The organism is Enterobacter cloacae complex sp. GYL001 (assembly GCF_049237125.1).
Taxonomy (GTDB): domain Bacteria; phylum Pseudomonadota; class Gammaproteobacteria; order Enterobacterales; family Enterobacteriaceae; genus Enterobacter; species Enterobacter hormaechei_C.
The window spans coordinates 1-7,264 of sequence record NZ_JBMKGW010000037.1 but is presented as its reverse complement, the minus strand read 5'-3'; the positions used below and the strand labels follow the sequence as shown (position 1 = coordinate 7,264).

Sequence of the window (7,264 nt, the reverse complement as noted above, 5' to 3'; positions counted from 1 at the left end):
GGTAAACAGCCTTCCCGCGACGATCCTGGCAATGAATATGGAAAGAGTTTTTACCCAGATCGATACCAATGAGCGCAATGTTTTCCATGATAGTTGTCATTTTCAGAAGACGACTGCACCAATTGACGGGGCGTAACGCCAGATGTGCAGGCGACTCCTGACAACGCAATATCAGAAGTCATCTGCACCAATCTCGACTATGCTCAATACTCGTGTGCACCAAAGCGAGGTGTGAGCATGGCGTCAGACACATCATTGATTGCCGAGCAAGGCGTGGCCACCCTGCCCGATGCGGCTTGGGCGCAGGCCCGGCAACGGGCGGAAATCATCGGGCCGCTGGCAGCGCTTGATGTGGTCGGGCATGAAGCCGCCGATGCCGCTGCTCACGCGCTTGGCCTGTCCAGGCGGCAGGTGTATGTCCTAATCCGCCGTGCCCGGCAAGGTGCTGGGCTTGTGACGGACCTGGCTCGCAGCCGATCCGGCGGCGGAAAAGGCAAGGGACGCTTGCCGGAATCAGTTGAGCGCATCATCCGCGAGTTGCTGCAAAAGCGCTTCCTGACCAAGCAGAAGCGTAGCCTGGCAGCGTTCCACCGCGAGGTCGCGCAGGCTTGCAAAGCGCAAAAGCTGCGGGCGCCGGCGCGCAACACCGTGGCTCTGCGGATCGCCGGCCTCGATCCGCTCAAGGCCACTCGCCGCCGGGAAGGTCAGGATGCGTCCCGCAGCCTGCAAGGTGTCGGTGGTGAGCCTCCCGCCGTGACCGCGCCACTGGAACAAGTGCAGATTGATCACACGGTCATCGACCTGATCGTGGTGGACGAGCGCGACCGGCAACCGATTGGCCGTCCGTATCTGACCATCGCCATCGACGTGTTTACCCGCTGCGTGCTCGGCATGGTCGTCACGCTGGAAGCGCCGTCATCTGTTTCGGTCGGCCTGTGCCTTGTGCATGTCGCCTGCGACAAGCGTCCCTGGCTGGAGGGTCTGAACATAGAAATGGAGTGGCCGATGAGCGGCAAGCCCAGGCTGCTCTACCTGGACAACGCGGCCGAGTTCAAGAGCGAAGCGCTACGCCGAGGCTGCGAGCAGCATGGCATCCGGCTTGACTATCGCCCGCTCGGGCAGCCGCACTACGGCGGCATCGTGGAACGGATCATCGGCACGGCGATGCAGATGATCCACGACGAATTGCCAGGGACGACCTTCTCCAACCCTGACCAGCGCGGCGACTACGATTCCGAAAACAAGGCCGCCCTGACGCTGCGTGAGCTGGAGCGCTGGCTCACATTGGCGGTCGGCACCTACCACGGCTCCGTGCACAACGGCCTGCTCCAGCCGCCGGCAGCGCGCTGGGCCGAAGCTATCGCGCGGACCGGCGTGCCAACCGTCATCACTCGCACCACGGCTTTTCTGGTCGATTTTCTGCCCATCATCCGCCGCACGCTGACCCGCACCGGCTTCGTCATCGACCACATCCATTACTACGCCGATGCGCTCAAGCCGTGGATAGCTCGGCGCGACCGCTTGCCTGCGTTCCTGATCCGGCGCGACCCGCGCGACATCAGCCGCATTTGGGTGCTGGAGCCGGAGGGGCAGCACTATCTGGAAATTCCATACCGCACCTTGTCGCACCCGGCTGTCACCCTCTGGGAACAACGACAGGCGCTGGCGAAATTGCGGCAGCAAGGGCGCGAACAGGTGGATGAGTCGGCGCTGTTTCGCATGATCGGCCAGATGCGCGAAATCGTGTCCACCGCGCAGAAAGCTACGCGCAAGGCGCGGCGCGACGCGGATCGACGCCAGCATCTCAAGGCAACGGCAGTTCTTTTCAAAACCACGCCACCACCGGACGCGGACATGGCTGACCCGCAGGCAGACAACCAGCCACCTGCCAAACCGTTCGACCAGATTGAGGAGTGGTAGCCGTGGAAGAATATCCCATCATCGACTTGTCCCACCTGATGCCGGTGGCCCAGGGCTTGGCCCGTCTTCCGGCGGACGAACGCATCCATCGCCTTCGCGCTGACCGCTGGATCGGCTATCCGCGAGCAGTCGAGGCGCTGAATCGGCTGGAAGCCCTGTATGCGTGGCCGAACAAACAACGCATGCCCAACCTGCTGTTGGTCGGTCCAACCAACAACGGCAAGTCGATGATCGTCGAGAAATTCCGCCGCACCCACCCGGCCAGCTCCGACGCCGACCAGGAGCACATTCCGGTACTGGTCGTGCAGATGCCATCCGAACCGTCGGTAATCCGCTTCTACGTCGCGCTACTTGCCGCGATGGGCGCGCCATTGCGCCCGCGCCCACGGCTGCCGGAAATGGAGCAATTGGCGCTGGCACTGCTACGCAAGGTCGGCGTGCGCATGCTGGTGATCGACGAATTGCACAACGTCCTGGCCGGCAACAGCGTCAACCGCCGGGAATTCCTCAACCTGCTGCGTTTCCTCGGCAACGAGCTGCGCATCCCGCTGGTCGGGGTCGGCACACGCGATGCCTACTTGGCGATCCGCTCGGACGACCAGTTGGAAAACCGCTTCGAGCCGATGATGCTGCCGGTGTGGGAGGCCAACGACGATTGCTGCTCACTGCTGGCCAGCTTCGCGGCTTCGCTCCCGCTGCGGCGACCCTCGTCGATTGCCACGCTGGATATGGCCCGCTACCTGCTCACGCGCAGCGAGGGCACCATCGGCGAGCTGGCGCACCTGTTGATGGCGGCGGCCGTCGCTGCCGTGGAGAGCGGTGAGGAAGCGATCAACCATCGCACGCTCAGCATGGCCGATTACACCGGTCCCAGCGAGCGGCGGCGGCAATTCGAGCGGGAACTGATGTGAAGCCAGCGCCACACTGGCCACTGCATCCGGCTCCCAGGGAAGGCGAAGCCTTGTCTTCGTGGCTCAACCGCGTGGCCCTTTGCTATCACATGGAGGTGTCCGAGCTGCTGGAGCACGATCTTGGTCACGGCCAGGTTGATGACCTGGACACCGCGCCACCACTGGCGCTGCTGGCGATGCTCTCCCAGCGGAGCGGCATCGAGCCGGACCGGCTGCGTTGCATGAGTTTCGCCGGCTGGGTGCCTTGGCTACTGGACAGCCTTGATGATCAGATTCCAGATGCATTGGAAACCTATGCGTTCCAGCTCTCGGTGCTGCTGCCGAAACTCCGCCGTAGGACGCGATCCATCACGAGCTGGCGTGCCTGGCTGCCCAGCCAGCCGATACATCGCGCCTGCCCGCTCTGTCTGAACGATCCGGAGAACCAAGCCGTACTGCTCGCGTGGAAGCTGCCCCTGATGCTGAGCTGCCCACTGCATGGCTGCTGGCTGGAATCCTATTGGGGCGTGCCAGGGCGGTTTCTCGGCTGGGAGAACGCCGACGCCGAACCGCGCACTGCCAGCGACGCGATTGCGGCGATGGACCAGCGTACCTGGCAGGCACTGACGACCGGCCACGTGGAGTTGCCGCGCCGACGCATCCACGCCGGATTGTGGTTTAGGCTGCTACGCACGCTGCTCGATGAGCTGAACACCCCGCTTTCGACGTGCGGCACCTACGCGGGGTATCTCCGCCAAATCTGGGAATGCTGCGGGCATCCGCTGCGTGCTGGGCAAAGTCTGTGGCGACCGTATGAAACCCTGAACCCGGCAGTACGGTTGCAGATGCTGGAGGCGGCGGCAACGGCAATCAGCTTGATTGAGGTGAGGGATATAAGCCCGCCAGGCGAGCACGCAAAGCTATTCTGGTCCGAGCCCCAAACCGGGTTCACCAGTGGCCTGCCGGCGAAAGCGCCGAAGCCCGAACCCGTCGATCACTGGCAGCGTGCAATCCAGGCCATTGATGAGGCCATCATTGAAGCACGACACAACCCCGAGACGGCACGCTCGCTGTTCGCGTTGGCTTCCTATGGTCGGCGCGACCCCGCTTCCTTGGAACAGTTGCGCGCCACCTTCGCGAAGGAAGGCATCCCCCCGGAATTTCTGTCACATTATGAGCCTAGCCTACCCTTTGCATGCCTTAGACAGAATGACGGGTTAAGTGACAAATTTTGACGTGCAGAGCTTCCCGATGCAAACTGTCACATAATCGAACGTATATGTGACAGGTACAAGATGCTGATTGGCTACATGCGAGTATCGAAGGCGGATGGCTCCCAGGCGACGGACTTGCAGCGCGATGCGCTGGTCGCGGCCGGTGTTGATCCGGCGCATCTCTATGAAGACCAAGCGTCCGGAAAACGCGAGGATCGTCCCGGTCTGGCGAGCTGTCTGAAGGCACTACGGCCAGGCGACACGTTGGTCGTTTGGAAACTGGATCGGCTCGGGCGCGACCTGCGCCATCTGATCAATACCGTCCATGACCTGACCGGACGCGGCATCGGCCTCAAGGTGCTGACCGGGCACGGCGCGGCCATTGACACCACGACCGCCGCCGGCAAGCTGGTCTTCGGTATCTTCGCCGCGCTGGCCGAGTTCGAGCGCGAGTTGATCGCCGAGCGCACCGTGGCGGGCCTGGCCTCAGCACGGGCACGCGGCCGGAAAGGCGGCCGGCCGTTCAAGATGACCGCCGCCAAGCTGCGGCTGGCGATGGCGGCAATGGGGCAGTCAGAGACCAAGGTCGGCGACCTGTGCCAGGAACTTGGCATCACGCGGCAGACCCTGTATCGGCATATTTCACCCAAGGGCGAGCTACGTCCAGATGGCGAGAAGCTACTCAGCCGAATTTGATGCCGACATGAGGCGACGTAGCGAAAGCGTGGTTTGTCTCAATTTGACGGCGGCGAACCGCAAGCGTTCGGTTCGCCGCTCGTTTCGGTCGCAGTGCTGGCCCGCGCCTGGAAACGTTGATAACACTCCAGCCCGCAGAAGTGCTCGACGTACTCCGCGCCTTCCGGTGTGAAGGCGGCATCGAGCGGAATTTCCTTGCAGCACACGCAGCAACTGGTGGCGGTCGGATCATTTGCATTCATGGTGGCACCCCTCCATTGACTGACGAAGACGGCGAATGCCGCCGCCGGCATCGGCTTTGCGAACAGAAAGCCTTGCCCGCGCTCGAACGCTTGGGCCCTCCGCCGTAGTCCATCCATCCGGCCGGGAAGCGCTCATGATCTTTCCCTGAATGCCCGCAACGCCCGCGCCAGTGACAGAAGAAACAGGTCGGTCAAACCGAGCGCCGTGATGACCCAATACTCGACAAGGAATGCACCGGCGGTTGTGCCGGCCAGCACGGCAGCGAGGATGGACAGGTGGCAGGGGCAAGTCAGCACGGCCAGCGTGCCCCACAGGTAGCCGGTGAACGGTTTGTGCGTCTCGGCCGGCATGCGCTCGGGGCTGTTCATGGCAAACTCTCCGCATGCTGTGCCGGCGCGGTCGGCATGGCGGCCAACTGCACTTCCAGATTGGCCAACGCTTCGCGCCGGCGTTCGACGAACTGACGCAGCACAGCAAGCTGCGCGGCAGTTTCATCGCAGTTCGCCGCATCCAGCGCCCGGCACAGCCGCGCCAATGCGCCGAGGCCGATGCCCGCCTCGAAGGCGGCCCACACGAAGCACAGTCGCTGCAAGGCGGCGTCATCGAACAGGCCGTAGCCACCCGTGGTGCAGGCGACTGGCCGCAGCAATCCGCGCAGCAGGTAGTCGCGCACGATATGCACGCTCACCCCGGCATCAAGGGCCAGCCGGGACACCGTGTAGGCGTTCATCGAACACCTCCTTTTGGTCGGTTCACGGCAATGCATATACCGTTTCGCCGAGTTCAATCCGCGCGCTGCGAATCCGATGCCGGTGCCGTAGAACATTGGGTCGATATCCGATCACGGTGTCCTAGATGACATGGTCTGCAACAGATGTCGATTAAACTCCTGGCCCAAGCCGAAAGCCTCGTGGACACTGACGATCGCCAATCCTTCCAATCCTTGATGCTTGGAGGCCCAGTCTTCCGCCGTCGGGACAGATGCAAAGAAATGTACATGGCAACAGAAGGACTGACGAACGTCGGCTGCTTCCTGCGGCAATACCAAGGACACCGCCATGCCGGCAGGTTCGACAGCCTGTATCTCGCTGGGTGAAACCGTGAGTGAAACGGGTGCTCCGGTTGCAGCGCAATGCGATGAGACGCGAGCTGTACGGCCGATCAGCGCCGGAAATATCAAGGTGTCCAGCGCGCACCAGGCATACAGACGGCGGTCGTCAATTTCAAAGACATACGAAGTCTCGCGCAAGGTGAGGCCGTAGCCGATGATGTTCCCATCTTTGTCATATTCGGTACTGGTGGCCTGTTCGAGTACGGCGGCCACTCGCTCAGCGGGCCAGTCGAGAATCCCGGCAAGTGTCGTTCGTGAAACCGGACGCCCCTTGGCGAGTTCCCGCAGTAGCGGGACCAAGAGATCCGCAGTACCATTGGTACGATTGACCGAAGTGAGACGTTCTAAAATATATGGGGCGAGCTTCATGGTTCCATCTCCTTTCATCCTGCGCAGCAGGACAATTGTTTGACATCCTTGGTGAAGGTCTGCGCCGCGAGCTTCAGCCCCTCGACCATCGTCAGGTAGGGGAACAACTGGTCAGCCAGTTCCTGTACGGTCATGCGGTTACGGATCGCGAGCACCGCCGTCTGGATCAGCTCGCCCGCTTCCGGGGCCACTGCCTGTACCCCAATGAGTCGTCCGCTACCTTCCTCGGCTTGTCCTTTCGAATTTGAATTGGATAGCGTAACCTTACTTCCGTACTCATGTACGGAGTCAAGCGGTATGGAAAATAATTTGGAGAACCTGACCATTGGCGTTTTTGCCAAGGCAGCCGGCGTCAACGTGGAGACCATCCGGTTCTATCAGCGCAAGGGCTTGTTGCCCGAGCCGGACAAGCCCTATGGCAGCATTCGCCGCTATGGCGCGGCGGACGTGACACGGGTGCGATTCGTGAAATCGGCCCAGCGGTTGGGCTTCAGCCTGGATGAAATCGCCGAGTTGCTGCGGCTCGACGATGGCACCCACTGCGAGGAGGCCAGCAGCCTGGCCGAGCACAAGCTCCAAGACGTGCGCGAGAAGATGGCCGATTTGGCGCGCATGGAGGCTGTGCTGTCTGACCTGGTGTGCGCCTGCCATTCGCGGCAGGGGAATGTTTCGTGTCCGCTGATTGCGTCGTTGCAAGGTGGAACGAGCTTGGCAGGGGCTTCCACAGCTTAGCGTGCTTTATTTAATGAGATGGTCACTCCCTCCTTCCCAGTACTATGCTGAGGACAGGCTTTCATTCGGAGAACCATCATGGAAAACAT

At 61.9% G+C, this 7,264-nt stretch carries 10 protein-coding genes and 1 pseudogene; 5 read left to right on the top strand and 6 right to left on the bottom strand.

All coding sequences use genetic code 11. The features are described from left to right. Positions 1 to 88, bottom strand: an 88-nt coding sequence (locus tag ACOTWU_RS24730; RefSeq protein ID WP_228293354.1) for a hypothetical protein, incomplete at its 3' end; no start/stop codon positions are given. 149 nt (positions 89 to 237) lie between these two features. On the opposite strand from ACOTWU_RS24730, the gene ACOTWU_RS24725 reads away from it, so the two are divergent. From ACOTWU_RS24725 to ACOTWU_RS24710, 4 genes are read left to right on the top strand one after another with little or no spacing between them, the layout of a single operon-like run. Further along, positions 238 to 1,920, top strand: coding sequence for a Mu transposase C-terminal domain-containing protein (locus ACOTWU_RS24725; protein ID WP_010791757.1), 1,683 nt, complete (start codon positions 238 to 240; stop codon positions 1,918 to 1,920). Positions 1,921 to 1,922: 2 nt separating this feature from the next. Continuing rightward, complete coding sequence (locus ACOTWU_RS24720) at positions 1,923 to 2,831, top strand: TniB family NTP-binding protein (protein WP_000393453.1); 909 nt, start codon at positions 1,923 to 1,925, stop codon at positions 2,829 to 2,831. Next, the gene (locus ACOTWU_RS24715) at positions 2,828 to 4,045 is read left to right on the top strand and encodes a TniQ family protein (RefSeq protein ID WP_011405615.1); all 1,218 of its coding nucleotides are present in this window, start codon (positions 2,828 to 2,830) and stop codon (positions 4,043 to 4,045) included. The genes ACOTWU_RS24720 and ACOTWU_RS24715 overlap by 4 nt, the downstream gene beginning before the upstream one ends. A gap of 60 nt (positions 4,046 to 4,105) precedes the next feature. After that, entirely contained in the window at positions 4,106 to 4,720 is a 615-nt protein-coding gene (locus tag ACOTWU_RS24710; RefSeq protein WP_010981357.1) for a recombinase family protein, read from the top strand. 38 nt (positions 4,721 to 4,758) lie between these two features. Here ACOTWU_RS24710 and ACOTWU_RS24705 read toward each other — a convergent pair whose 3' ends face one another. From ACOTWU_RS24705 to ACOTWU_RS24685, 5 genes and pseudogenes are all read right to left on the bottom strand, one after another. Continuing rightward, positions 4,759 to 5,079, bottom strand: coding sequence for a DUF3330 domain-containing protein (locus ACOTWU_RS24705; protein ID WP_010981356.1), 321 nt, complete (start codon positions 5,077 to 5,079; stop codon positions 4,759 to 4,761). Between the two features lie 15 nt (positions 5,080 to 5,094). After that, positions 5,095 to 5,331 carry a broad-spectrum mercury transporter MerE gene (gene merE, locus ACOTWU_RS24700; RefSeq protein WP_085013665.1) on the bottom strand — a complete coding sequence of 79 codons (237 nt, stop codon included), beginning with the start codon at positions 5,329 to 5,331 and terminating at the stop codon, positions 5,095 to 5,097. Then, complete coding sequence (merD, locus tag ACOTWU_RS24695) at positions 5,328 to 5,693, bottom strand: mercury resistance co-regulator MerD (RefSeq protein ID WP_031942307.1); 366 nt, start codon at positions 5,691 to 5,693, stop codon at positions 5,328 to 5,330. The genes merE and merD overlap by 4 nt, the downstream gene beginning before the upstream one ends. 111 nt (positions 5,694 to 5,804) lie before the next feature. Then, a complete protein-coding gene (gene merB, locus ACOTWU_RS24690) occupies positions 5,805 to 6,443 on the bottom strand; it encodes an organomercurial lyase MerB (protein ID WP_000761850.1) in 639 nt (212 codons plus the stop codon). Positions 6,444 to 6,457: 14 nt separating this feature from the next. Further along, positions 6,458 to 6,670: pseudogene (locus ACOTWU_RS24685) on the bottom strand (mercuric reductase); the annotation flags it as partial. A gap of 70 nt (positions 6,671 to 6,740) precedes the next feature. Between ACOTWU_RS24685 and ACOTWU_RS24680 the strand changes: the two are divergent. Beyond that, on the top strand, positions 6,741 to 7,175 hold the full coding sequence (locus ACOTWU_RS24680) for a mercury resistance transcriptional regulator MerR (protein ID WP_010981353.1): 435 nt from the start codon (positions 6,741 to 6,743) through the stop codon (positions 7,173 to 7,175). Positions 7,176 to 7,264: the final 89 nt, after the last annotated feature.

Bases quoted from the DNA above. Each gene is read 5' to 3' on its own strand.
- ACOTWU_RS24705 (WP_010981356.1), bottom strand. From the start codon at position 5,079: ATGGATGGACTACGGCGGAGGGCCCAAGCGTTCGAGCGCGGGCAAGGC.
- ACOTWU_RS24725 (WP_010791757.1), top strand. From the start codon at position 238: ATGGCGTCAGACACATCATTGATTGCCGAGCAAGGCGTGGCCACCCTG.
- ACOTWU_RS24710 (WP_010981357.1), top strand. From the start codon at position 4,106: ATGCTGATTGGCTACATGCGAGTATCGAAGGCGGATGGCTCCCAGGCG.
- merD (WP_031942307.1), bottom strand. From the start codon at position 5,693: ATGAACGCCTACACGGTGTCCCGGCTGGCCCTTGATGCCGGGGTGAGC.
- ACOTWU_RS24680 (WP_010981353.1), top strand. From the start codon at position 6,741: ATGGAAAATAATTTGGAGAACCTGACCATTGGCGTTTTTGCCAAGGCA.
- merB (WP_000761850.1), bottom strand. From the start codon at position 6,443: ATGAAGCTCGCCCCATATATTTTAGAACGTCTCACTTCGGTCAATCGT.
- merE (WP_085013665.1), bottom strand. From the start codon at position 5,331: ATGAACAGCCCCGAGCGCATGCCGGCCGAGACGCACAAACCGTTCACC.